The 23700-nt window shown below is 72.5% G+C and carries 22 protein-coding genes; 19 read left to right on the forward strand and 3 right to left on the reverse strand.

The annotated features are described in order from the left end of the window. Window positions 1-771 precede the first annotated feature (771 nt). The 9 genes from ACGFZN_RS02420 (at window position 772) to ACGFZN_RS02460 (ending at window position 11115) form a co-directional block, all read left to right on the forward strand. A complete protein-coding gene (locus tag ACGFZN_RS02420; RefSeq protein ID WP_393856576.1) occupies window positions 772-1098 on the forward strand; it encodes a PAS domain-containing protein in 327 nt (108 codons plus the stop codon). Further along, on the forward strand, window positions 1098-1541 hold the full coding sequence (locus ACGFZN_RS02425; protein WP_393856577.1) for a cytochrome P450: 444 nt from the start codon (window positions 1098-1100) through the stop codon (window positions 1539-1541). Before ACGFZN_RS02420 ends, ACGFZN_RS02425 begins: the two co-directional genes overlap by 1 nt. 111 nt (window positions 1542-1652) lie before the next feature. Next, entirely contained in the window at window positions 1653-4529 is a 2877-nt protein-coding gene (locus tag ACGFZN_RS02430; RefSeq protein WP_393856578.1) for a phosphoenolpyruvate synthase, read from the forward strand. Further along, window positions 4526-6187 carry a hypothetical protein gene (locus ACGFZN_RS02435; protein WP_393856579.1) on the forward strand — a complete coding sequence of 554 codons (1662 nt, stop codon included), beginning with the start codon at window positions 4526-4528 and terminating at the stop codon, window positions 6185-6187. The genes ACGFZN_RS02430 and ACGFZN_RS02435 overlap by 4 nt, the downstream gene beginning before the upstream one ends. A gap of 296 nt (window positions 6188-6483) precedes the next feature. After that, window positions 6484-7587, forward strand: coding sequence for an SDR family oxidoreductase (locus tag ACGFZN_RS02440; RefSeq protein WP_393856580.1), 1104 nt, complete (start codon window positions 6484-6486; stop codon window positions 7585-7587). Next, window positions 7584-8531 carry a nucleoside-diphosphate kinase gene (locus ACGFZN_RS02445; protein WP_393856581.1) on the forward strand — a complete coding sequence of 316 codons (948 nt, stop codon included), beginning with the start codon at window positions 7584-7586 and terminating at the stop codon, window positions 8529-8531. The genes ACGFZN_RS02440 and ACGFZN_RS02445 overlap by 4 nt, the downstream gene beginning before the upstream one ends. A 10-nt stretch (window positions 8532-8541) precedes the next feature. Next, a complete protein-coding gene (locus ACGFZN_RS02450; protein ID WP_393856582.1) occupies window positions 8542-9519 on the forward strand; it encodes a ScbA/BarX family gamma-butyrolactone biosynthesis protein in 978 nt (325 codons plus the stop codon). A gap of 52 nt (window positions 9520-9571) precedes the next feature. Next, complete coding sequence (locus ACGFZN_RS02455) at window positions 9572-10468, forward strand: hypothetical protein (protein WP_393856583.1); 897 nt, start codon at window positions 9572-9574, stop codon at window positions 10466-10468. Next, window positions 10465-11115 carry a nitroreductase family protein gene (locus tag ACGFZN_RS02460; RefSeq protein ID WP_393856584.1) on the forward strand — a complete coding sequence of 217 codons (651 nt, stop codon included), beginning with the start codon at window positions 10465-10467 and terminating at the stop codon, window positions 11113-11115. The genes ACGFZN_RS02455 and ACGFZN_RS02460 overlap by 4 nt, the downstream gene beginning before the upstream one ends. 83 nt (window positions 11116-11198) lie before the next feature. Here ACGFZN_RS02460 and ACGFZN_RS02465 read toward each other — a convergent pair whose 3' ends face one another. Further along, a complete protein-coding gene (locus tag ACGFZN_RS02465; protein WP_393856585.1) occupies window positions 11199-12044 on the reverse strand; it encodes an ABC transporter permease in 846 nt (281 codons plus the stop codon). Window position 12045: 1 nt separating this feature from the next. Between ACGFZN_RS02465 and ACGFZN_RS02470 the strand changes: the two genes are divergently transcribed. Continuing rightward, window positions 12046-12327, forward strand: a complete 282-nt coding sequence (locus ACGFZN_RS02470; protein WP_393856586.1) for a LuxR C-terminal-related transcriptional regulator — start codon at window positions 12046-12048, stop codon at window positions 12325-12327. Window positions 12328-12467: 140 nt separating this feature from the next. On the opposite strand, the gene ACGFZN_RS02475 is transcribed toward ACGFZN_RS02470, so the two are convergent. Then, window positions 12468-13085, reverse strand: coding sequence for a TOPRIM nucleotidyl transferase/hydrolase domain-containing protein (locus ACGFZN_RS02475; protein WP_393856587.1), 618 nt, complete (start codon window positions 13083-13085; stop codon window positions 12468-12470). Between the two features lie 217 nt (window positions 13086-13302). On the opposite strand from ACGFZN_RS02475, the gene htpG reads away from it, so the two are divergent. The 4 genes from htpG to ACGFZN_RS02495 all read left to right on the forward strand — a co-directional run bounded on the left by htpG (window position 13303) and on the right by ACGFZN_RS02495 (window position 17592). Then, on the forward strand, window positions 13303-15207 hold the full coding sequence (gene htpG / locus ACGFZN_RS02480; RefSeq protein ID WP_393856588.1) for a molecular chaperone HtpG: 1905 nt from the start codon (window positions 13303-13305) through the stop codon (window positions 15205-15207). A gap of 153 nt (window positions 15208-15360) precedes the next feature. Beyond that, entirely contained in the window at window positions 15361-16005 is a 645-nt protein-coding gene (locus ACGFZN_RS02485) for a transcriptional regulator (RefSeq protein WP_393856675.1), read from the forward strand. A gap of 91 nt (window positions 16006-16096) precedes the next feature. Continuing rightward, on the forward strand, window positions 16097-16840 hold the full coding sequence (locus tag ACGFZN_RS02490) for a hypothetical protein (RefSeq protein ID WP_393856589.1): 744 nt from the start codon (window positions 16097-16099) through the stop codon (window positions 16838-16840). Continuing rightward, the gene (locus ACGFZN_RS02495; RefSeq protein WP_393856590.1) at window positions 16837-17592 is read left to right on the forward strand and encodes a dienelactone hydrolase family protein; all 756 of its coding nucleotides are present in this window, start codon (window positions 16837-16839) and stop codon (window positions 17590-17592) included. The genes ACGFZN_RS02490 and ACGFZN_RS02495 overlap by 4 nt, the downstream gene beginning before the upstream one ends. 8 nt (window positions 17593-17600) lie before the next feature. Here ACGFZN_RS02495 and ACGFZN_RS02500 read toward each other — a convergent pair whose 3' ends face one another. Next, window positions 17601-18242, reverse strand: a complete 642-nt coding sequence (locus tag ACGFZN_RS02500; RefSeq protein WP_393856591.1) for a nucleotidyltransferase domain-containing protein — start codon at window positions 18240-18242, stop codon at window positions 17601-17603. Between the two features lie 74 nt (window positions 18243-18316). On the opposite strand from ACGFZN_RS02500, the gene ACGFZN_RS02505 reads away from it, so the two are divergent. The 5 genes from ACGFZN_RS02505 to ACGFZN_RS02525 all read left to right on the forward strand — a co-directional run bounded on the left by ACGFZN_RS02505 (window position 18317) and on the right by ACGFZN_RS02525 (window position 23594). After that, the gene (locus ACGFZN_RS02505) at window positions 18317-18865 is read left to right on the forward strand and encodes a YciI family protein (RefSeq protein ID WP_393856592.1); all 549 of its coding nucleotides are present in this window, start codon (window positions 18317-18319) and stop codon (window positions 18863-18865) included. 205 nt (window positions 18866-19070) lie between these two features. After that, window positions 19071-20723, forward strand: coding sequence for an alkaline phosphatase family protein (locus ACGFZN_RS02510; RefSeq protein ID WP_393856593.1), 1653 nt, complete (start codon window positions 19071-19073; stop codon window positions 20721-20723). A 343-nt stretch (window positions 20724-21066) separates the two neighbouring features. After that, on the forward strand, window positions 21067-21528 hold the full coding sequence (locus tag ACGFZN_RS02515) for a lamin tail domain-containing protein (RefSeq protein ID WP_393856594.1): 462 nt from the start codon (window positions 21067-21069) through the stop codon (window positions 21526-21528). Window positions 21529-21721: 193 nt separating this feature from the next. After that, window positions 21722-22738, forward strand: coding sequence for a cytochrome c oxidase assembly protein (locus ACGFZN_RS02520; RefSeq protein ID WP_393856595.1), 1017 nt, complete (start codon window positions 21722-21724; stop codon window positions 22736-22738). Window positions 22739-22925: 187 nt separating this feature from the next. Then, window positions 22926-23594 (forward strand): flavin reductase family protein, encoded by a 669-nt coding sequence (locus ACGFZN_RS02525; protein WP_393856596.1) that lies wholly within the window; start codon window positions 22926-22928, stop codon window positions 23592-23594. Window positions 23595-23700: the final 106 nt, after the last annotated feature.

Raw genomic sequence — 23700 nt, forward strand, 5'->3', positions numbered from 1 at the left:
GGGTTATCCGGAAATTGATACTCGCGGCTGCGGATGTCGGCGTAGCCGCATGCCTCCACGTTTTTCCTCAGGACCCGGGCGGGTATTGAGCGGGGGAGGGATTTCGGTAGCAAATCCCGTGGGGGCGCACGGTAGGGGCGTTAGGGGCTGCGGGGGCGGCCGACGAAGCCGGACGCGTTACCCCGCATCCATGCGGACAAACCAGATTGCCTCCATCGTTATCTCATCGTGATGCGACTCGGGCGTGAGATACGTGCCGTTCGGTCGCGTCGGCGGGAGGATCGGGCTCCGGTTGACGGATCCGCGCTGCTCGCCGCAGGTCGCGGCCGTGTTCAGGCCCCAACGCCCGCCCACGACACAGCGCTGTCATGCACGCGCCGCGGGGTCGTCACAGGACGGTGCGGTCCCCGCCGGTGCGCGCGTGACCGAACCGAACCCCGCCACCGAACCCCCGCTACGCGCGATGACCGAACCCGCCCGCCCCAGACACCGCAGTGTTTCCCGGCCGGCCCCGACGTGCGTTGACTCCCCGGACGCGCCCCACCTAATGTCGCCGGCATCGACGCAGATAAACGAATGGAACGGACGAGCCGTGGCGGCCACTTCCATTTCGTCACTGCTTCGCATTCCGAGTACGTGTGACGTCCAGGAGGCGATATTCCCATGCTCCCGCACGCCGACAGGTCGACAAAGGTCAGTGGTCATCCGGAATTCCCGCGCAGCGCCCGCCGAGGAGACCGCCGGCCGGCCGCTCCGCACCATGTCACCTGCATGGCGAGCCTCGACCCCGGGCTCAGGATAGAAGCGGCCAACGCCGACTTCTTCCGGCACGTCGCACGGCCCTCCACGGAGGTCTGCGGACGCAGCATCTACGACGTCCTGCACCCCAGCGCCCGCACCGTCCTGTCCCAGCACTTCTCCCACCTGTCGACCGGCCACGGCAGCCGCTTCGTCGAGCGGGTGGTCGCCATGCGCGGACACGACCGGGTCTTCTCCGCGGAGATCACCGGCATCGCCGTCAAGGGGGAGGGGGACGACCTGTCCGGCGTCGTCGTCCTGGCAACGGCCTGCGCCTGCTGTTCGAGCACCCCGACGTGATGAGCGGCCTGCGCCAGGGCACCGTCCCGGTCGACGGCTTCGTGGAGGAGGTGCTGCGCCACGACTCGCCGGTGCAGCTGAGCAACCGGGTGGCCCTCGCCGACGGCGTGTCGATCGCCGGGCTGCCCGTGCCGGCCGGGACCCATGTGCTGCTCCTGCTCGGCGCCGCCAACCGCGACCCGGCCCGCTACCCCGACCCCGACCGCTTCGACCCCACCCGCGGCGACAGCCGGCCGCTCAGCTTCGGCGGGGGAGCGCACTACTGCCTCGGCGCCCTGCTGGCCCGGCTGGAGGCGACCGTGGCTTTCGGCCGGTTGCCGGCGCGCTTTCCCGGCCTCGCACCCGCTCCTGGCACCGCGCCGACCCGCCGCGACCGGATCGTCCTGCGTGGCCACGCGTCCCTTCCGGTCGTTCTCGACGGCCGGAAAACAGCAGGAATTTGAAATCGCTACCACGACCGAAATGCCACCACGGACAGACCGCGGGTTGTTTCGTCCGGCCGTACCGTGAAACATTCGGGCCGGGTTGAGTAACACCTTGGAAGGGAAAGCGAGTTGTCGCTCACCACGGGATCCGCACAGCGGTCCCTGCACGTCCTGACACCATCCAGTGACACCGCCCTCGTCGCCCGGCACGCCGGCGGAAAGGGAAGAAACCTCCACACCCTCACCGCGTCCGGATTTCCCGTGCCGACGTGGTCGGTCCTCGGCCTGGACGTATTCCAGGAATTCTGCCGCGACAGCGGACTGGACGAGCAGCTGGCGGAGCTGCTCGCCGACGGCTGGGAGACGAAGGCCGAGCAGGTCGCGAAGGAGATCGCCCGCCTGATCGAGACCGCGCCGCTCGGCGCCCGCGTCGCCGACGCCATCGCCCTCGCCCACCGGGAGGCCGGCGGTGGCACGGTCGCCGTACGCTCCTCCGGCGCCGAGGAGGACGGCGAACGGCACTCCTTCGCCGGGCAGTTCGACAGCTTCCTCGGCGTCCGCGGCCTCGACGCCGTCACCGACCGGGTCCGCCGCTGCTGGGCCTCCGCATTCTCCGCGCGTTCCCTGCGCTACCGCGCGCAGCGCGGACTGCCGCCCGGCACCGGCGGCGTCGCCGTCGTCGTCCAGCGCATGGTCGCCGCCGAACGCAGCGGCGTGCTGTTCACCGCCGACCCGGCGACCGGCCGCACCGACCGCCACGTGGTCAGCGCCGTGTTCGGGCTGGGCGAGGGGCTCGTCTCCGGAGCCGTCGACGCGGACACGGTCGTCCTCGACGCCGCCACCGGGCAGACGCTGAGCACGGTCGTCGGGGACAAGCAGGAGCGGTACGACGGCGGATCCGGATCCGGCTGCCAGGTCTCGCCCGTCCCCGACGAGGACCGCGCCGCCCTGGCCCTGACCGGCGACGACCTCGCCCGCCTGCACGAGGCCGGGGCCCGCATCACCGCGCACTACGGCGCCCCCCAGGACATCGAGTGGGCCATCGCCGACGGCACGCTGTGGATCCTGCAGAGCCGCCCCGTCACCACCCTCGCCCCGGCCGCCGGCCCCGGGGCCGAGCCCGAGGGCGAGCTGCGGATCTGGGACAACTCCAACATCATCGAGAGCTTCAGCGGCGTCGTCTCCCCGCTGACCTACACCTTCGCCGCCGACACCTACGCCAAGGTGTACGAGAGCTACGCCCGCGCCCTCGGCGTCCGCGGCGAGCAGCTGCGCGAGGTGCGGGAATGGACCCCGCACCTGCTCGGCCACATCCACGGACGGGTCTACTACAACCTGCTGCACTGGTACCGCATGGTGCGCCTGGCCCCGCTCTACCCGCTCAACCGGCGCGTGCTGGAGAAATCCCTCGGTGTCGCCGAGAGCATTTCCGACGAACTCGCCGACACCCTCCACCCGTTCACGCCCCGGCCCGGACTGCGCGGCCGTCTCTCCCGGCTGGCCCGAACGGTCGTCTTCGCCCACCGGTTTATCACCATCGGGAAATCCGCGGAGACCTTCCACCGCGATTTCTACCGGGCGTACGCGGTCTTCAACAATGTCGACTACGACGCCCTGCCCGGCGACGAGACCTATCGCCGATTCCGGAAGCTCCAGCGGGAACTCATCGAGAAATGGGGCCCGATGCAGGCCCTGGACGCGACCATCCTGCTCTCCGTGGGCCTGCTCGCCCTGCTCACCCGCCGCTGGCTGCCCGACGCTCCTGAGTGGTTCACCTGGGCCGCGGCCGCCCCCGGCGGCGCCGTGGAGTCCGCCGAACCCGCCTGGGCCCTGCGGGAGCTGGCGGCCCGCGCCCGCGCCGACACCGCGATCCTGGACCTGCTGGAGCGCACCCCGGACGACGCGGCGTACCAGGCGCTGAGCGATGCCGGCCACACCGGCTTCCTCGCCGCCGTCGACGCCTACATCGCCGACTACGGCTACCGCAGCCCCGACGAACTCAAGCTCGAGGTCCCCGACCTGTACGAGAACCCGGCCGGGCTGTTCACCCTGCTGCGCGACGCCCTGCCCGCGAGAGGCGAGGCGAACACCGAGGACCGCGGCGGCGAGGCCGACGCCTACCTCGACGCGCACCTGCGCGGCCCGCGTCGCTTCGTGTACGAACGGGTGCGCGCCAAGGCCCGGGCCGCGCTCACCGACCGCGAACGGCTCCGGTTCTGCCGCACCCGCGCGTTCGGGGCGGCCAAGCGGATGCTGCGCGCCCTCGGCCGCGACCTGGCACGCGCCGGTGCCCTCGACGCCTGGGACGATGTGTTCCTGCTGCGCCTCGACGAGATCAAGGGCGCCTACGAGGGCATGATCGTCCACACCGAGCTGCGGGACCTGGTCGCGGTCCGCCGCAGACAACAGGCCGCCGACCGCGAGCTGCACGCCCCGTCGCGTTTCACCACCCGCGGCGCCCCCTACTGGCGGGGCAATCTGGAGCGGGCCGGCTGGACGCGTGGCCCGGCCGCCCGCAGCGGCGACCGCGAACTGCGCGGCACGCCCTGCTGCCCCGGCGTCGCCGAGGGACCCGCCGTCGTCACCGACACCCCGCGCGACATCGGCGGCGGCATCCTGATCACCTACCGCACCGACCCCGGCTGGGTGGCCGCGCTGTCCTCGGCCGCCGCCCTCGTCATCGAACGCGGCAGCCCACTCACCCATGTCGCCGTGGTGGCACGGGAGTTGGGCATCCCCACCGTCGTCCAGGTCAAGGGCGCGACCACCGAGATACGCGGCGGCAGCAGGCTGCGCGTCGACGGCGCCGCCGGCACGGTCACCGTACTTGCCGGGCCGCCGGACGACGACGCCACGGCCGACGGCGACACCATGGCTGACCGTGACGCCACGCCCGGTGCGGAGGCCAGGGCCGATGCCGACGCCACGGCCATCGGCGATGCAGTGCTCAGCGACGACGCCGCGCCCACCGCCGAGGACACCCCCCGAACGGAGACACACCCGTGATCCTCACCGAGGACCAGCTGCAGGATCTGCTCGACAAGTCCCTCGCCGAACTGCCCCGCGGCGCCGAGTGGGCCGTCACCCTCGAGGGCTCCATCGCGGAAGGGTTCGGCAACCCTTCCTCCGACATCGACTTCCTGCTCGTCGGCCGCTCCGACGACGACCTGCCGACCATGCCGTCGCTGCTGTTCGTGGACGGCCGGCGCGTCGAGATCCGCACCCGGTCGGTGCGTCAGCTCGCCGAGCAGTTCCGCGCCCTGGAGGAAGGCGCCGCACGGCCCGGCCGGCTCTCCGAGGACCTCCTCAACCGCTGCCAGCGGCTGCTGCACAGCCACCCGCTGCGCGGCCACGCCCTCATCGAGGAGGTCAAGGCGCTGCTGCCCGTCGAGCGGTTCCGCGAGATCACCGCCGACTGGTGGGCCCACCGCGCCCGGCAGTCCCTGCGGCACGCCGTGGCGCTGCACTGCCTCGGCGAGAGCGACGAGGCCGTCGACTGGACCCGCGCCGGCCTGGTGCAGACCGTCAAGTCCTGGGCCGCCCGCCTCGGCGAGACCTACCTCGAACCCAAGTGGCTGTCCATGCAGCTCGACCGCGCCGGCCGCCGCGACGTACGCGACCGCTACTGGCAGCTGGAGGCCACCGCCCCCGCACCCGGCGACCCCGACTCCGTCCGAGCCCACCTGACCGCCGCCCTCGCCTTCGGCGCGGACCTCGGACTCACCGGTGTGTCCTGGCAGCCCGAGCGCATCACCGTCGAGCGCGTGAACGGCGTCACCACCTGGCAGACCGGCGACCGGGTGCACGTCCTGCGCGGGCGGCGCGAGGTGTTCGCCCTCGGCGCCGACGCCGCAGGAGTCTGGCGCTCCCTCGTCCTCGGCCGGCCGCTGCCCCAGGTGCTCGCCACGAGCGCCGGCAGCGGCGTCGCCGACCCGGGCGCGCTGCTCGCCACGTTCCTGCGCTACGGACTGATCCGCCTCGCCTGGAAGGGCGGCGGCACCCTCACACCATCGCTGCCGCTCGCCGCGCCGCCCGGCCCTGTCACCCCGCCGCCCTCCACCGCGCGCCCGGTGCTCTCCGTGCGCGGCGCGGTCGTCGGTGGGCCCCGCGCCGTCGACCTGATGCCCCTGCCGGCCGACCGGTTCGCCGCCGCCGCGATGGCCCTCGTCTGGTCCAACGTCGTCGTCGAGAACGCCGTCGAGGACCTCACCGGGGCCCTGCAGCGCGGCCAGTGGCGGGTCGCCGAACTCACCGCCCGCCGCGCCGTGCAGGCCGCGCTGCGCGGCCTGTTCAGCGCGCACGGCGTCAACCCGCTGCCCGCAGACTCCGACCTCGTCCGGCGCCTCGACCTGCTCCCGCCGACCACCGCCGGGCCCATCGGGGAGGGCGCCGCCGAACTCCTGCGGCGCCCGGTGGACGCACCGGACCAGGGCGACACACTCCTGAAGGACCTGCGCTCCTTCATCGGCCTGGTGCGCGGCGCCATCGGCGCCGACTCATTCCCGCTGTCGTTCGAGTCCGCCGACACCTGGCGGGCCACCCTCGAACTCGGCTACGACTGGCTCCGCATCGGCGCCCACCTCGACGCCGAGCTCCCCATCGAGGAGGCCCGCGACCTCCTGGCCAGCAACGGCACCCAGCCCCACCAGGCGGCACCGCTGTGAGGCACGGGTTTCGTCTCCGGCGGTGACGGCGCCTGCCGCGGGGCGGCGCTCGGACAGGGCTGCGCCGAGCGCGGACCCGCTCCGGCGGGATCGTGCCGCGCGGGCGTGCGTTCCGGCGGGGGTGCCCCGCCGAGTACCGAGGGCGGCCCCGCCCGCGGGCTCCACGACCACGCGGCCCACCGCGACCGCCTCCGGCCGGCCCGGCCCCGCCGCCGCCCGGTACCGAACCCCGGCACCGTCGCCGCACACCCGACACCCCGAACGCCGAACGACCCGTCCTCCCGGAGGAGTTAGAGATGTCCGATCCCGATCCCGATCCCATGACCGTGCTGGTGACCGGTGCCAGCGGATTCGTGGGTGCGGAGGTGACCGCGCGGCTCACCGCCGCGGGGCACACCGTGCTGCCGCTGGTGCACCGCACCGCCGAACTGGTCCGCAACAACTGCCGCAGGCTCGGCCCGGGCCGCGGCGCCCTCATCCCGGTGGCCGGGGACATCACCCGGCCCGGCCTCGGGCTGAGCGACGAGGACCGCCGGCGCGCCGCGGGCGCCGACCGGATCGTGCACTGCGCCGCCGTCACCGACTTCGGCCTGCCCGACGACCGGTACGAGAGCATCAACGTCGCCGGCACCCGCCACGTGCTCGACGTCGCCGTCGCCCACCGCACGCCGCTGGTGCACGTGAGCACCGCGTACGTGTGCGGGGAACGCGACGGCGTCGCCCGCGAGGACGAGCTCGACGTCGGCCAGCGCCCGGGCAACGGCTACGAGAAGAGCAAGCTGGCCGCCGAGACCATGGTCCGCAAGGCCGCCGCGGACGGCCTGCCCGTGGCCGTGGTGCGCCCCAGCATCGTCACCGGCGCCTCCCGCACCGGCCACGCCCGCGACCGCAAGACCATCTATCCGGTGCTGCGCGTCCTCACCCGGGGCCTGGTGCGCACCGTGCCCGGCCACTACGACGCCCTCCTCGATCTCGTCCCCGTCGACCGCGTCGCCGACCTGGTCACGGACGCCACCACACGGTTCGCGGAGGCCGAGGGCCACACCCTGCACGCCGTCGGCCATGTGCTGACCCTGCGGGACTTCTCCGACGTCCTCGCCGAGTACCCGTCCTTCCACGTGCCGCGGTTCGTGCCGCCGTCCGCGTTCTCCGCGGGAGCCCTCTCCGACCGTGAACGCCCCTACTACGACCGGGTCATCGCCCTGTACGAGACCTACTTCCGGCGGCGCGTCCACTTCGACGACACCCAGGCCGCCGCCTTCGCGCGCCGGCCCGCGGCCACCGGGGCACGGCCCTACCTGCGCCGCCTCCTCGACGACTGCCTTTCGACCGGCTACCTCGGCCCGGCCCCGGGCCCCGAGCACACCGCTGACCGACCCGATGGGAGCACCCGCCGATGAACCCGGCGCACCCGACCGAACCCGCGCACGGCATACCCGTATCGCCGCTGCTCACCTGCCACCCCGCCAAACAGCGGCTGTACGGTGCCGACACCTACTTCCAGGAGAGCCATGACCAGCTCGCCGCCCTCACCGACGACGTCGCCGGCTTCGCCCACCGGCACGCCGTGCTGCTGCTGAAGCCCGACGCCGTGGTGGCCCGCCGGCTGGAGGCGGCCGTCGACTGGCTCACCGAGCAGCGCTTCCGTATCGTCGGCGCGGCCGTGACCCGGCTGACCCGCACCATGATCCGCTCCCTGTGGTACTTCCAGTGGAACCTCGCCACCCCCTACCGCAGGCGGCTCGCCGCGCTGTTCCTGGAGGACGCCGACGCCCTGGTGCTGCTCGTCCGCCCCGAGGACGAGCCGGTCGTCCCCGCGTCCGTGGAACTGACCCGGCTCAAGGGGCCCACGGACCCCGACGCCCGCCGGCCGGGTCAGCTGCGCCACCTCCTCGGCCGGTACAGCTACCTGCTGAACCTGGTGCACACCCCCGACGAACCCGCCGACGTGCTGCGCGAGTTGGCCGTCCACTTCGACGAGGGCACACGCGGGGAACTGTTCCGCTCCGCGCTCTCCGGCGAGGACCGCACCGCGCACGCCCGGGAGCTGACCGGCCGGCTGTACGCCGCCACCAAGCCCCGCGACCTCGACTTCGACCCCGCCGTCGAGCGGCTGCGCGACACGCTGTCCCGGCACCCCGGCGACGCCCCCGGTGACGCCACCCCGCGCGCCCTGCTGGAGACCGCGTGGGAGCGGGGCGTCGACCTCGACCCGTGGGACGCCGTGATCGTCGGCTCCACGGTGCTCCCCATGCGGGTGCCCGGCCGCGCCCCCGTGCTGGACGGGGCCGACGCCGGCACCTGGCGCCGCCATCTGGACGCCCTGCGCGCCCGGCACACCTGAGGAGCGCACCGTGCAGTTCACCCGGACCCTCCCCAGGGAACTCGTGCACCGCGCCGCGGTCGCCGAGGTGTTCCTCACCGACGCCGAACGCCACGGCGAGGACGACATACTGCTCGCCGCGCAGTTGCCCCGCCGGCACGCCTTCTACCACGACACCGTCGGCGACCGCGCCCGCCACGACCCGATGCTGCTGCTGGAGGCCTGCCGGCAGGGCATCTTCGTGGTCGCCCACCGCTACCTCGACGTGCCCCTGGGCCACAAGTTCCTGCTGCGCGCCGTCGAGTTCGAGGTGCCCGACCCCGCGGCCCACGCCTGCGACGGCCACCCCGCCGAGGCGGTCATCGCCACGCGCATCGAACACCGGTTCCGCAACCGTGCCGGGGTGACCGGACTGCGGCTGCGGTTCACCATGACCATCGGCGACCAGGAGACCCTGCTCGCCCGCATCGACTACTCCTGGATGCCCCCGCGCGCATGGACCCGTCTGCGCGCCGGGCAGCGCGGCGCGCTCGGCCTGCCCGAGACGCCCGTCGCCCTGCCCGGCCGACGCGTCGAACCGGCCCGCGTCGGCCGCCGCGACCCCGACAACGCGGTCATCTCCGCGCCGCGCACCGCGACCGACGGCACCCGCACGGCCCGTCTCGTCCCCGACACCGGCCACCCCGCCCTGTACGACCACTGGGTCGACCACGTGCCCGGGATGCTGGAGCTCGAGGCGCTGCGCCAACTCGCCCTGACCGCCGCCGTCGACGCCGGCGCCCTGCCCGCGCCCACCGCGCTGCCGGTCGGGCTGGCCGCGCGGTTCTGCTGCTTCGCCGAGATGGACCTGCCGCTGGAGTGCCGTACCGGCCCCGTGTTGCCCGGCGCCGACATCGAGTGCTCGCTGCACCAGCCCGGCGCGGTGGCCGTGGAGGCCCGGCTACGGCTCGCCGACCCCGACCCGGCCGGCCCGACGGCCGGCGCCCTCGCGGCCCCCGCCGCCGTATGAGCCTCGCCGGGGCACGTTCGCGACCCGTACCAGAACGGAGAGACCGCCCGCAGTGACCACCGTCGCCGTCCCCCAAGTCCCCGCAAGGCTGGGCAGGTTCGTGCTGAGCATGTTCCGGCCGCACGTCTACGCCACCTACGGACTGCTGTGGGTCCTCGCCCTGGAGAGTTCGGCGGTGGCCGCGACCGGCGCGGCCTGGCGGCCGTCCGGCGCCACCTGGCTGCGGGTCGTCAGCGTGGTCCTGGCCCTGCTGTTCCTGCGCATGCTCGACGAACAGAAGGACCTCGCCTACGACCGGGTGCACCACCCCGCCCGGCCGCTGGTCACCGGCGCCATCACCACCGCCGAACTGCGCGGCGCCATGGCCTTGATCACCGCGCTGGTCACCGGCCTGAACGCCGCCCTGTCGGCCATGGCCGCCCTGCTGATCCTCGCGGCCCTCGCCTACGGCCTGTTCCTCGCCCTCCTGGAACGGCTCTCGCCCGCCGTCCGCGACCGGCAACTGCTGAACCTGGCCGTCACCTACCCGGTGCAGGTGCTCCTCGGCGCCTACGTGTACGGCTCGCTCGTCGCCGCCGGGACGGTCCCCGCCGACCGGCGCGGCCCGCTGCTGCTGGCCCTGTGCGCCGGTGTCTTCCTGCACTTCGAGTTCGCCCGCAAGACCGCCTGGGAGGCACCGCCCGGCGCCCGCCTGTACTCCGCGGACCTCGGCCCCCGGCGCAGCGCGGCCGTCACCGCGGCCTGCGCCGCCGTCGCCGCCGGCTGCGAGCTGCTGCTCGCGCCGCGCGGCCCGCTCACGCTCCTGCCCTGCCTCGCGGCCCTCCTGCCCGCCTGGGGCGCCCGGCGTTTCCTGACCGCCGGGCGCGGCGCCTGGCCGGTGCCCCTGGCGATGGGCTTCATCGTCGCCACCTACCTCGCCCTCGTCGTCCGGGCGGTGCTCCTGCCGTGACCGAGCCCCTGCCCCTCACCGCCGAGGAACTGCTCAGCACCACGCGCAGCGTCCGGCGCGGACTGGACCTGGACCGGCCCGTGGACCCCGAACTCGTCAAGGACTGCCTGCGGATCGCCCTGCAGGCCCCCAATGGCAACAACCGCCAGAACTGGCGCTGGATCGTCCTGACCGACCCCGCCATCCGCGCGGACGTCGCCGCGGTGTACCGGGCCGCGTTCCACGACCGCAACGCCGAGACGCTGCGGCGCCTGCCCGAACTGCCCCCGGAGACACGCGCGGTGATGTCGGGCGCGCGGCTGCTGGCCGAGCGGCTGCACCGCGTGCCCGTCCTGGTCATCCCGTGCCTCGAGGTGCCCGACGGCCGGCTGCCCGAGGGCAACCAGGCGGCCCTGTGGGCCTCGCTGCTGCCCGCGGCGTGGAGCTACGCGCTGGCCGCCCGCAGCCGCGGCCTGGTCACCGCCTGGACGGCCGTCCACCTCGACCGCGAACGGGAGGTCGCCGACCTCCTGGGCCTGCCGCCCACCGTCCGCCAGGGCGCCCTCCTGCCGACCGCCCACCCCCTGCGCACCACCTTCCGCCCGGGCCCTCGCCGCCCCCTGGAAGAGGTCCTGCACCTCAACGGCTGGAAAAGCAGGAGGGGTTGAGACCCGGCTCGACAACGACCCGGCACGACAACGCCCCTTCGCCGTCCACGGCGAAGGGGCCCCGTTGCCCGTCCCTCAGCGGATCACGTCTCGTTCCAGCGGAAGAAGCGCAGCGTCAGCGCGGTCACGACCGCCGTGAAGGCGAGCATGCCGCCCATCGTCGGCAGGGCGTCCGCCAGCCCGCCGCCCCGGCTGAGCACGGCCTCGCTGCCCTTGACGAGGTAGCGCAGCGGCATCATGTACGACACGGCCTGGACCCAGCCCGGAGCGTTGTCCAGCGAGAAGAACGAGCCGGACAGGAACGACATCGGCAGCACCAGCAGCTGTGCCAGACCACCCGCGGACTCCTCGGTGCGGGTGAGCGAGCCGATGAGGAGACCCAGCGACATCAGCGCCAGCGTGCCGCACATCACCAGCGGGACCACCAGCCACCAGTTGCCGGTCAGCCGCAGCCCGAAGTACGGCAGCGTCGCCACGGCCAGGAACAGCGCCGTCTGCGTCAGCGCCATCAGCATGGTCATGGAGATACGGGCGGCCACCACCTCCCAGGCCCGGATCGGCGACAGCCGCATCCGCTGCAGGATCTTCTTGCGGCGCAGCGTCACCAGCGTCAGCGCCGTGCTGAACACCGCGCTGGAGGCGATGGCCCAGCCCATCAGGCCCGGCGTCAGGTACTGGATCGGCTTGACCGACTCGTCCTCGACCTGGCTCGCCTTCAGCGTGTACGTGGGCGGTGTGCCGGTCGCGGCGAGGTTCGCCTGCTCCAGCACCGCGTTCAGCGTGGCGCGGGCGGAGGCGCCCTTGACGGACGCGGCGGCGCTGTAGCGCAGGACGACCGTCCCGCCGCGCCTGTTCGACCGCGGCGACGCCCAGGGCGCCCGGACCCGGCTGCACCGCTCCATCGACGCGGCGGTGCTGTGCGGGGACAAAATGCTCCTCGACGAGGTGCGGCCGGTCCTCGCCGCCGCGCGTGGCCGGCTGCGGCGCGGCACCACCTCGCCCGCCGAGTCCCTCAGCGGCGGCGAGCGCCAGGTCGCCGAGCGCGCCGCCGCCGGAGCCACCAACCGGGAGATCGCGGAAGCCCTGTTCCTCACCCAGCGCACCGTCGAGTTCCACCTGACCAGCGTCTACCGCAAACTCGGCATCCGGGGCCGGCACCAGATCGCGGCAGCCCTCACCGACAACCGCACCGACATCGGCACCGACGGCTGAACGCCGGCGGGCCGAAGAGCGCACGACGGGCGGACGGGGGTACGGCGGGCCGACGGGTGCACGGCGGGGCGGACGGCGGCAGGACCTGCGAGTGCCGCCATCCCGGCCGACTCGCCGTCATGCCGACGAGTCGGCCGCGGTCACAGGCTGGTGAGCAGACCGGCCAGCGGGGCGGGAACGCGTCCGGGGTCGAGAGCCTCGACCAGGACCCGGCCGTAGTGGATCTTGCGTCCCTTCTTCGTGCCGAGGAAGCGGCGCAACTGCTGCTCCGCGGTACGGCCCCGCTGCGCCGGCTGACGCAGAAACGTGTGCAGGGGGCGCAGATCGCCCTCCGCCCGGACGAGTTCCTCCACGCGCGTCACGCCCAGCGCGCGGATGAGCTCGTCCTCCAGATCCGCCGCGCAGACGAAGAACCGGTGCTCTGCCGCGCCGTCCCCCTCCAGGGCACGGGCGTAGTAGCCACACTCGCGCTCGTCGCACAGTCCCGTCAGGCGCAGGCCCAGGCCGTGCGGGCCGAGCAGCCGGGCGAAGCGCCCGACGCTCATGGCGCCGCCCATCGGCAGCACGCACACCCCCTCGGCCGCCAGGTTCCGGCCGTGGCGCGCGGCCAGCGCCTCGACCGCCGCGACATCGCTCAGCCCTTCCAGCAGAACGGCCGCCCGGACCGGCAGCCGCACGGCCAGCTCCCGCGCGGGCCCGCCGTGACCGCCGGCCGCCCACGCGATCGCCGCCTCCCGGAACGCCTCCATGTCACTCATGGGACGAGTCTCCGCCTCTCCCGCCCCCCACGGCAGCGAATTTCCCGGCGCGGACGTCGAGGGCGTGGCAGCGAGACCCGCACGACAACGGCGGGGCCGGTGCGCGCTGTTCATGTGTGGGGGAATTCCTCGCCGTGCGCGATGTGTGACCGGCGCCAGCGCGTTTTACAGTGTCTGGCATCAGTTCAGGCGACAGACCTGTGAGGTATTCGCGAACATGCCGGCTGAAACGCTGGAGTTTCAGGTAGAGGCCCGTCAGCTGCTGCAGCTGATGATCCACTCGGTCTACTCGAACAAGGACGTCTTCCTGCGGGAGCTCGTCTCCAACGCCTCCGACGCGCTGGACAAGCTGCGTCTGGAGAAGCTGCGGGACGACACGCTGGACGCCGATGTGTCCGATCTGCACATCGAGATCGACATCGACAAGGACGCCCGCACCCTCACCGTGCGGGACAACGGCATCGGGATGTCGTACGACGAGGTCGGGCAGCTCATCGGCACGATCGCCAACTCCGGCACCGCGCAGTTCCTGAAGGAGCTGCGCGAGGCCAAGGACGCTGCCGGGGAGGAGGGGCTCATCGGCCAGTTCGGCGTGGGCTTCTACTCCGCCTTCATGGTGGCCGACGAGGTCACCCTGGTGACCCGGCGGGCCGGCGAGACCAAGGGCACCCGCTGGGCCTCCCGCGGGGAGGACACGTACACGCTGGAACCGGTCGACGACGCCCCGCAGGGCACCTCGGTCACCCTCCACCTCAAGCCCGCCGACCCGGAGAACCAGCTCCACGACTACACTGCCTCCTGGAAGATCAGGGAGATCGTCAAGCGGTACTCGGACTTCATCACCTGGCCCATCCGGATGGTGCCCGAGGGCTCCGGCGACGGCGACAAGACGCCCGAGCCCGAGACCCTCAACTCGATGAAGGCGCTGTGGGCGCGGTCACGCGACGAGGTGTCCGACGACGAGTACCACGAGCTGTACAAGCACATCTCCCACGACTGGCGCGATCCGCTGGAGACGATCCGGCTCCAGGCGGAGGGCACCTTCGAGTTCCAGGCCCTGCTGTTCCTCCCCGAGCACGCCCCCTACGACCTGTTCACGCGCGATTTCAAGCGCGGTGTGCAGCTGTACGTCAAGCGCGTGTTCATCATGGACGACTGCGAGGCGCTGCTGCCGCCGTACCTCCGCTTCGTCAAGGGCGTCGTCGACGCGGCCGACCTCTCGCTCAACGTGTCCCGCGAGATCCTCCAGCAGGACCGCCACATCGAGATGATGCGGCGGCGCCTGACGAAGAAGGTCCTCTCCACGGTCAAGGAGATGATGACCAAGGAGCCCGACCGGTACGCCACGTTCTGGCGGGAGTTCGGCACCGTCCTGAAGGAGGGCCTGGTCACCGACCCGGAGAACCGGGACGCCGTCCTCGCCCTCGCCTCCTTCGCCAGCACGCACCACGGCACCGAGCCGACCACGCTCAAGGGTTACGTGGAGCGCATGAAGGACGGCCAGGACGACATCTACTACCTCACCGGCGAGTCCCGGCAGAGCATCGAGAACTCCCCGCACATGGAGGCCTTCCGGGACCGGGGCATCGAGGTGCTGCTGCTCACCGACCCCGTCGACGAGGTGTGGACCGACGCCGTCGGCGAGTACGAGGGCAGGAAGCTGCGGTCCGTGGCCAAGGGACGGATCGACCTCGACGCCGAGGACGACGACACCACGGCCGAGGAGGCGCGGGAGAAGCAGACCGAGGAGTACGCCGGTCTGCTCGGCTGGATGAAGGAGCAACTGGAGGAGGACATCAAGGAGGTACGGCTGTCCTCCCGGCTCACCGTCTCCCCGGCCTGTGTCGTCTCCGACGCGAACGACCTGACGCCGGCGCTGGAGGACATGTACCGGGCGATGGGCCAGGAGGTGCCCCGCGCCAAGCGGATCCTGGAGCTCAACCCGGACCACCAGCTGGTCAAGGGCCTGAACCAGGCATACAAGGAGCGCGAGGACCGCACGGAGCTCACCGGGACCGCCGAACTCCTGCACGGCCTGGCCGTACTCGCCGAGGGCGGCCGGCCGAAGGACCCCGCCCGCTTCGTGAAGCTGATGGCGGACCGCCTGGAACGCGCTCTGTAGCACGGCACCGCCGGCGGCCGGCGGCCTGTCCCGCACACCCGGGCAGGCCGCCGGCCCGGCCACGGCCCGTCCGGCGACCACCGCGAGCGCGTTGGACGAGCGCGGCGACTCGCTTAGACTGTGTATCCAGAAGTAGACAGTGAGTGCAATTCGCTGCTCGGGGAGGCTGCCGTGGACGACGAGCACCTCATCCGTGAGGCAGAGAAGATCGCCGTGGCACTGGGGCGCATGTTCCCGGGGCTGTGCGAGGTGGTGCTGCACGACCTGCGGGACCCGGATCACGCCATCCGGGTCATCGAGAACAACCTCTCCGGCCGCCGGGTCGGCGACTCCGCTACGGAGCTGGGCCTGGCCCGCATCGAGGACCCCGGCTACCCGAGCGTCATCCAGAACTACCCCAACCGGTTCCCGGACGGCCGCCCGGCGAAGAGCACGTCGATCGGCATCAAGAACGCCGCGGGGGAGTACGTCGCGGCCCTCTGCCTGAACCTCGACGTCTCCGTGCTGTCGCCGGTCACCCGCACCCTGGCCAACCTGGTGGCCACGGACACCGACCGCCCCGAGCCGCCCCTGGAGACCCTGCGGGACCGCACGGCGCGCGAGCTGCGCCAGGCGGTGGAGGCCCATGCCGCCCAGCGCGCCGCGACACCCCGGTCGCTGAGCCGCGAGGAGAAGAAGACGCTCGTCCGGCAGCTGCAGCGGGACGGCTACTTCGACTCGCGCGACGCCGCCCAGACCATCGCGGGCCTCCTGGGAGTGTCCCGGGCGACGGTCTACAACTATGCGAGACACCCGTGACCCCGCCGCTCCCGAACACCGGCCTCCACCCGGCCCTTCCCCCCGGAAAACGGCTGTCGCGGACGGCTGCGGCTCCGCTGGCGTCGGCCCCGTGACCCCAGACGATCTTGTGGCCGTCATCTCCGACGCCCTCCACACGGCCATCCGCTCCGGACACCTCTCGGCCGAGGTGCCCGACGAGATCCGCGTGGAGCGCCCACGGCACCCCGGCCACGGCGACTACTCGACCAACGTCGCCCTGCGCCTGGCCAGGTCCGCGGGCCTGCCCGCCCGGACCGTCGCCGAGAAACTGGCGCCGCTGCTGAGCGGGGCCGCCGGGGTCGCCAGGGCCGAGGCCGCGGGCCCGGGCTTCGTGAACATCACCCTGGAGACCGCGGCCCTCGGCTCCGTGGCGCGGGACATCGTCCTGGCAGGCGACTCCTACGGCCGCACCGACCGGCTGGGCGGGCTGCGGATCGACCTGGAGTTCGTCTCCGCGAACCCCACCGGCCCCGTGCACATCGGCGGAGCCCGCTGGGCGGTGGTGGGCGACGTCCTCGCCCGGCTGCTCGAGGCCGCGGGCGCGGAGGTGACGCGGGAGTACTACTTCAACGACGCACCCTCCATCCGGCGCCGCGTCCATGCACCCGTCCGGGGCGACGACGATCACCACGCGGTGCCCCTCGGCGGCGGCCCGCGCGAGCGTGCCACCGGTCAGCAGGACCTCGTCGTCCGTGGGCGTGAAACGCGGCTTGTGAACAACCCCGTCTGCGAGCAGCGGCTTCCGGTGCGCCTTCTGCCAGCCGCAGAACCCCGGCCCGACCGGGGTCGACGATCACTACAGTCCAGCTCATGACGACGGTTACAACGCGCACGGTCGAATACGCGGCCGACGGTCTGACGATGATCGGGCATCTTGCGCTCCCGGCCGGCGTCGACTGCCGGCCCGGGGTCCTGGTCGGGCCCGAGGGAGTGGGGCTCAGCGACGTCGAGCGCCACCGGGCCGATGCGCTCGCCGAACTGGGATACGTGGCCCTGGCCTTCGACCTCCACGGCGGGCGCTATCTGAGCGACCCTGAGGAGATGCTGGCCCGTTGCATGCCGCTGCTCGCTGACCCCGACCGGATGCGGGGCATCGGCCACGCGGCGCTCGACGTGCTCCGCGCCGAGCCGCGGACCGACCCGGACCGGATCGCCGCCCTCGGCTACGGCACCGGGGGCGCCATCGCACTGGAACTCGGGCGCGACGGCGTCGACCTGCGCGCGATCGCGACAGTCAACGGACTGACCACGGGCCGTCCGGGCGAGGCGGCGCGCATTCACTGCCCGGTGTGGGCCGGGGTCGGGTCGGAAGACCCGATCATGCCGCCCGCGCAACGGGACGCATTCACTGCCGAGATGCAGGCCGCGGGCGTCGACTGGCGCCTCGTGGTCTACGGCGGCGCCTTGCACGCCTTCCATCACCCGCCGGTCGACCACATCGTGCGTTCTGGCGTCGGTTTTCACCCTCGGCACGCACAGCGAGCTTGGCGGGACGTCGTCGACCTGCTCGCCGAGTGCCTGCCCATGGCGGAGTGTTCACGGGCTCTCAGGCGGTCACACCAGTGAACCGTTGGCTACAGGTCCGCGATCCAGCGGTGTCCCGGGTGTACGCGAGCGAGTAGCCCGGCCAGGGTCTCGCGCTGAGCCGAGGTCATACGCGGGATGGTCGCCTCGAAGTCTGTTTGATCCTTTCGGCGGACGTGCTCGGCCTTGAACAGCAGGACCAGTTCGGGCGCCAGATACGGGATGCCGTCCTGGGTGTGACGGACGATGTCGCTGTAGGGAAGCCGGATCGTCTCATCCCGTCGGCAGATCCAGGTTTCGCCGTCGTGCGGTTCGCGGAACACGTCGAGCAGGTAGCTTCCGGTGACCGGATCGCGGAGCCATGTCTGGTGCACGGCGGCCAGCACCTCCGGTGTGGCGTCCTCCCAGATCCGGCCGCTGCCTACAGCGTCGAAGACGTATCCGGGGAAGCGGTGGCGGACCTGGGGAAAGCTCGCGGCCGGAATCGCGATCTCGATGTCTCCATGAGCGCGCGTCTGCGTGCCGCGGAACAAATCCAGCGCCCAGCCCGCGGCCACGTACCAGGGCGTGCTGATTCCGGCCAACCGCTGCGCGACCTCACTCGGGGTCCAGCATGACGACCACCTGGCGGGGAGGGCTTCGATCTGGTCGGGTGACAACTCGATGCCGCCGCTGGGCAGTTTGTCGCTCACCGAAGGAATTTATCAGCGGACTCGAAGGGTCCCTGTACGCGAGCTCGCCGGTACGCGTGCTGGAGACTGTGGGCATGGAATTCTTCTGCTATCACCGCGACCGGCCCGGCTCCCTGGCGCTGCGCAGGGAGTTGCTGGAGGCGCACTGGTCGTACATGGACCGGTTCCAGAAGGAGATGATCGCCCGCGGCCCGACGCTCACCGGCGACGGCGAAGTGCCCACGGGCAGCGTGCACATCGTCGATCTGCCCGATCCCGCAGCGGCCCGGGCGTTCGCCTTCGACGAGCCCGGCTACCAGGCCGGCGTGTACCAGGACGTCCTGCTGCGCCGGTGGCGCAACCTGCTGGGGCGCACCATGTGGGACTTCCCCGGCGGGCGGACCGGCGGCCGGCGCCATCTCGTGCTCGGCCTCGGCGAGGGGGAGGCCGCCGATCTCGCCGTGCCCTCCGACCGGAGCGATCTGATCGCCTACGGGCCCCTGCTGTCCGACGACGGCACCACCTGGCTCGGCACGGCCGCACTGGTGCGCGCTCCCGACGCGGACACCGCACGCGGCGTCCTGACCGTCGACCGTTACGCCGACATCCAGGTCCACGACTGGGAGTTCGGCGGACGGCGGTGACGCCGGCCTGCCGGCCGCCCGCGGCCGGCCTCCGCACGCCGACCCGGCCGAGCCGAGGGGCGAGCGGCGCAACTCTTTGCCCGGCCTGATCCGTTTCTTGGGCTGATCACGGCATGACGGCCCGCCGGCGTACACGTTCCGCCTCTCGGATGTCGGTGCACGATCCACACCCCCGCACCGACTCGACACCGTCCGAGGAGACGCCATGTCCCGACGTCCGGCCCACCCGGCACGAACCGTCACCGCCGCCGCGGCCGCACTGGCCGCGGTCGGCGCGCTCACCGCGGCCGCCGCGCCCGCCGCGGCGCACGGCCGCCCGCCCGCCCGGCATGTCCTGCTGCTGTCCGTCGACGGTCTGCACCAGTCCGACCTCGCCTGGTACGTCGCCCGCCACCCCCGGTCCGCGCTCGCCCGGCTGACCGGGGCCGGTGTGGAGTACACCCACGCGGCGACCACCAACCCCTCCGACTCCTTCCCGGGCATGGTCGGCCAGCTCACGGGCGGCGACCCGGGCACCACCGGCGTCTACTACGACGACACCTACAACTCCGCGCTCCTGCCGGCCGGCACCACCACGTGCGCCGGAGCCAAGCCGGGCGCCGAGGTCGACCTCACCGAGGACCTCGACAAGAACCAGGACTCCCTCGACGCGGGCCAGGGCCTCAGCGGCCTGCCCGGCAGCATCCTGCAGATGACCGGCGCCCCGGCCGCTCTCCTCGACCCCTCGAAGCTGCCCGTGGACCCGAAGACCTGCAGACCGGTCTACCCGCACTCCTACCTGCGGGTGAACACCGTCTTCGAGGTGGCCCGCGCCGCCGGCCTGCGCACCGCGTGGTCCGACAAGCACGCCGCCTACGACATTCTCAACGGCCCCTCCGGCAAGGGCGTCCAGGACCTGTTCACGCCCGAGATCAACAGCAAGGCCATCGGGTACTCGGCGGGCGACTGGACGAAGGACAACGCCGCGACCGAGCAGTACGACGGCTACAAGGCGCAGGCCGTCCTCAACGAGATCGACGGCTACGACCACGGCCGCGCCCACAAGGGGGGCACGCCCGCGGTCTTCGGCATGAACTTCCAGTCCGTCTCGACCGCCCAGAAGCTGCCCACGTCCGACGGCCTGACCGGCGGCTACCAGGCGAAGGGCCAGCCCGGCCCCCTGGTGGTGAGGAACCTCGACTTCGTCGACCGGCAGGTCGGCCTCTTCCTCGCCGAACTCCGCAAGCGGCACCTCGCCGGCAGCACCACGGTCATCCTGTCCGCCAAGCACGGTCAGTCGCCCACCGACCCCAAGGCCCTGACGCGCATCGACGACGGACCGCTGCTCGACGGCCTCAACGCCGCCTGGAAGGCCGCCCACCCGGGCTCCGGCGACCTCGTCGCCCACGCGGTGGACGACGACGCCATGCTCCTCTGGCTCACCGACCGCTCCCAGGCCGCCGCCGACTTCGCCAAGGCCTACCTGCTCACGCAGTCCGGTACGGGAAACGACATCGACGGCAAGGCCAAGCCGTTCAGCACGAGCGGTCTGAAGACCGTCTACGCGGGTGCGGCCGCCGCCCGTTACTTCCACGCCCGGCCGGGCGACTCCCGCGTGCCCGACCTGGTCGGCGTCACCCAGTACGGCGTCGTCTACACCGGAGGCAAGAGCAAGATCGCCGAGCACGGCGGCGCCCACGCCGACGACCTCGACGTCCCGCTCGTCGTCTCCGGCGCCGCCACCCCGCACGGCGTACGCGTGGCCGCAGGGGTGCACACCACCCAGATCGCCCCGACGATCCTGCGGCTGCTCGGCCTGGACCCGCGTGACCTGGACGCCGTGCGCACCGAACACACACCGGCGCTGCCCGTGCGCTGAACCCGCGCCCTCGTGCGGCTGCTCCGGTCGGCGTAGCCCTTGTTACCCACTTTCGAGTGGCCGCACGGGAATCGGGTGGGGTGGCGGGAGCCGGCGATTGGTTGCCTCAGGCTCGTGTTTACACAGAAATATGCAACCATATGGCGCTCAAGCGCTACGTTCAGGAATTAAATGGACGATACACGCGAGAGTCATGGAATGTTGCAGGATCCGTAATGGCGTGCGCGGTTTCCCTCGCAAAAACGGACGTAAGCCGCAAGGTGTGGCTGTGCGGCCGACCGGCCGCTGACCAGCGCATCTCGCGAAGGGGGACCTCGTGTCCGTTTCTTCTTCCGTCCGCCGTATGACCGCAGCCGCCGCAGTGGCCACCGCCGTCGTGGGCGCCACGGCCCTCCCGGCCGCGGCGGCCGGTCACCAGCCGGGCCGCATGCACCGCGCAGAGGTGCTCATCAGCGGCGTGCAGCACGCCCGGCTGATCCGCGACGACCGTTCCAACCGCGCGCTGAACGCGCAGTGGGTGGACATCACGAACTCGACCCGTCGCGCGGTGAACCTGAACGGCTGGACGCTGTCCGACCGGGACGGCCACAGGTACACCTTCCACCACGTGCTGCTCCGGGGCCGGGCCACCGTCCGCGTGCACACCGGCGTCGGCCGGGACACCAGGACCGACCTGTACCAGGACCGCCACGCGCGCGTGTGGGACGTCAACGCCGACACCGCGATCCTGCGCAACGACCGTGGCCGCGTCGTCGACACCGTCTCCTGGGGCAACAGCCACCGCTGGGGCGGCCGGCACCACTGAGCCCTCCGGCGGTGATCCACCGCCCTGCCTGTACGGAACAGCCCCGGACGGCGTTCTCGCCGACCGGGGCTGTCCCCCGTCACCCCGACGTGCGGCACCCCGATGCCCGGCTCCGGGCCGCCGGGGGCTAGCGTCGTCCCGGCACGGATCCGAGCGGCCTTCTTCCGTGCCGGGACGAAGGAGGACGAACTGCATGGATGGTCACGCGATGACCGGACTGTCGGCCGGCGCTCTCCCCGAGCTGACCACGGGACGCCTGCTGTCCACATGGCAGCTGGACGTCCCCGCGCTGCTGCTGGTCCTCGCCCTCGGCGCGCTCTACGGCTGGGGCGTCGCGCGGCTGCGCAAACGGGGCACGCCCTGGCCGCCGCTCCGGGTGACCGCGTTCGCGCTGCTCGGTCTGGGCGCGCTGGTGGTGGCCACGATGTCCGCCCTGGCCGTCTACGACCATGTGCTGTTCTGGCCGGCCGCCGTGCAGAACATCCTCCTCGACCTCGTCGCCCCCCTGGGCCTGGCCCTGGGCGACCCGCTGCGCCTCGCCGTGGAGGCGCTTCCGGAGGACGCCGGCGGGCGTGTGCGCCGGGCCATGACCGGACGCCTGATCCGGGTGCTGACGTTCCCCCTGGTCAGCACCGCCCTGGTGCTCGGCACCGAGTTGACGGTGTACTTCACGCCGTACTTCGCTACCGCCCTGCGGGTGGGCTGGCTGCACGAGCTGATGTACCTGCATCTGCTCGCGGCCGGCTGCCTGTTCGTCGTGCCGGTCCTGACCCGCGAGGAGACGCTGCCCGCCTGGTGCACGCACCCGGTGCGGGCGGCGCTGGTGTTCGTGGACGGCATCGTCGACGCGGTCCCGGGCGTGGTCGTGATGACGCACGGCACGCTGATCGCGGGGGCCTGGTACCTGCACCATGCGCCGGCCTGGTCCCCGGACGTCCGGCACGACCAGCAGATCGGCGGCGGCGCCATGCTGAGCATCGCCGAGCTGGTCGCACTGCCCTTCCTGCTGGCGCTGCTGTACCAGTGGGCGCGCGCGGAGCGCGTCCACTCCGCGGCTCTGGACCGCCGGCTCGACGCGGAACTCGCCCCCGTCACGCCGCCCGCCTCGAACCCGGACCAGGCGCCCGCCCCCGAGCGGGTACGGCCCTGGTGGGAGACCGAGCAGAACGAGGTGGCCGCCCGGATCCGCAACCAGCACCGGGAGAAATGAGACAAGGGCCGGGAGCTGTGAGGGCAGCCACGGGAAGGTGAGGCGAGGCCAGGCACCTGTGAAGGGAAGCCCTGATCCGCCGCCGGCCCCACGGCCTTCCCGGCTGCCGCTCCTTCCCCGCTGCCGTCCATGATCTCCGGTGATCGGTTCGGCTCCGGCCGAACGGCCGGCGTCCTACGGTCACCGCATGGACACCGCACCGAACCCCGCCAGGCCCGCCGACGGGCACCTGACCATCACTCCGAGCATCCTCTACTTCGGCACGCCCGTCGTGCTGCTGACCACCGAGAACGCCGACGGGACCGTCAACCTGGCCCCGATCTCGTCCGCCTGGGCCCTCGGGCAGACGGTGGTGCTGGGGCTCGGTGCGCAGGGGCAGACCGGAGCGAACCTGGCAGTCCGGCCGGAGATGGTCATCAGCCTGCCCGAACCCCGGCAGTGGCCGGCCGTCGAGCACCTGGGCGGGCTCACCGGCCGGCCCGAAGCGGCCGGGCACGGTCCCCGCCGCGCCCGCTACGAGCCGGACAAGTTCCGGGCCACCGGCTTCCGGGCGCAGGCGTCCCACACCGTGCGCCCGCCCCGGGTGGCCGAGTGCCCGATCCAGCTGGAGGCGCGCGCCGCCCGCGTGGCCACCGCCGCCGCCGGTGACTTCCTCATCGTCGAGGCGCGGGTGCTGAAGGTGCACGCCGATCCGCGTCTGGTGGTTCCCGGCACCCAGCACATCGATCCCGCCGCCTGGAGCCCGCTGATCTACAACTTCCGGCACTACTTCGGACTGGGCCCGGAACTCGGCCGCAGCGGCGTGTCCGAGACCCCTTGCACCAGCCGGCCCGTGAGCGCCGTACCCGGCAGGTGACGAGGGCCGTTGAGCCGCTCGGCTGGAACCTTCCCCGGACGGCCGTGCGAAGCGTTTACGCCCGGGCCGTGGAGGCAACCCCCAGGCGCGACGCTTCGCACCCCGG

Origin of the sequence: Streptomyces sp. NPDC048192 (genome assembly GCF_043202415.1) — a bacterium.
In the GTDB taxonomy this organism is placed as follows: Bacteria; Actinomycetota; Actinomycetes; order Streptomycetales; family Streptomycetaceae; genus Streptomyces.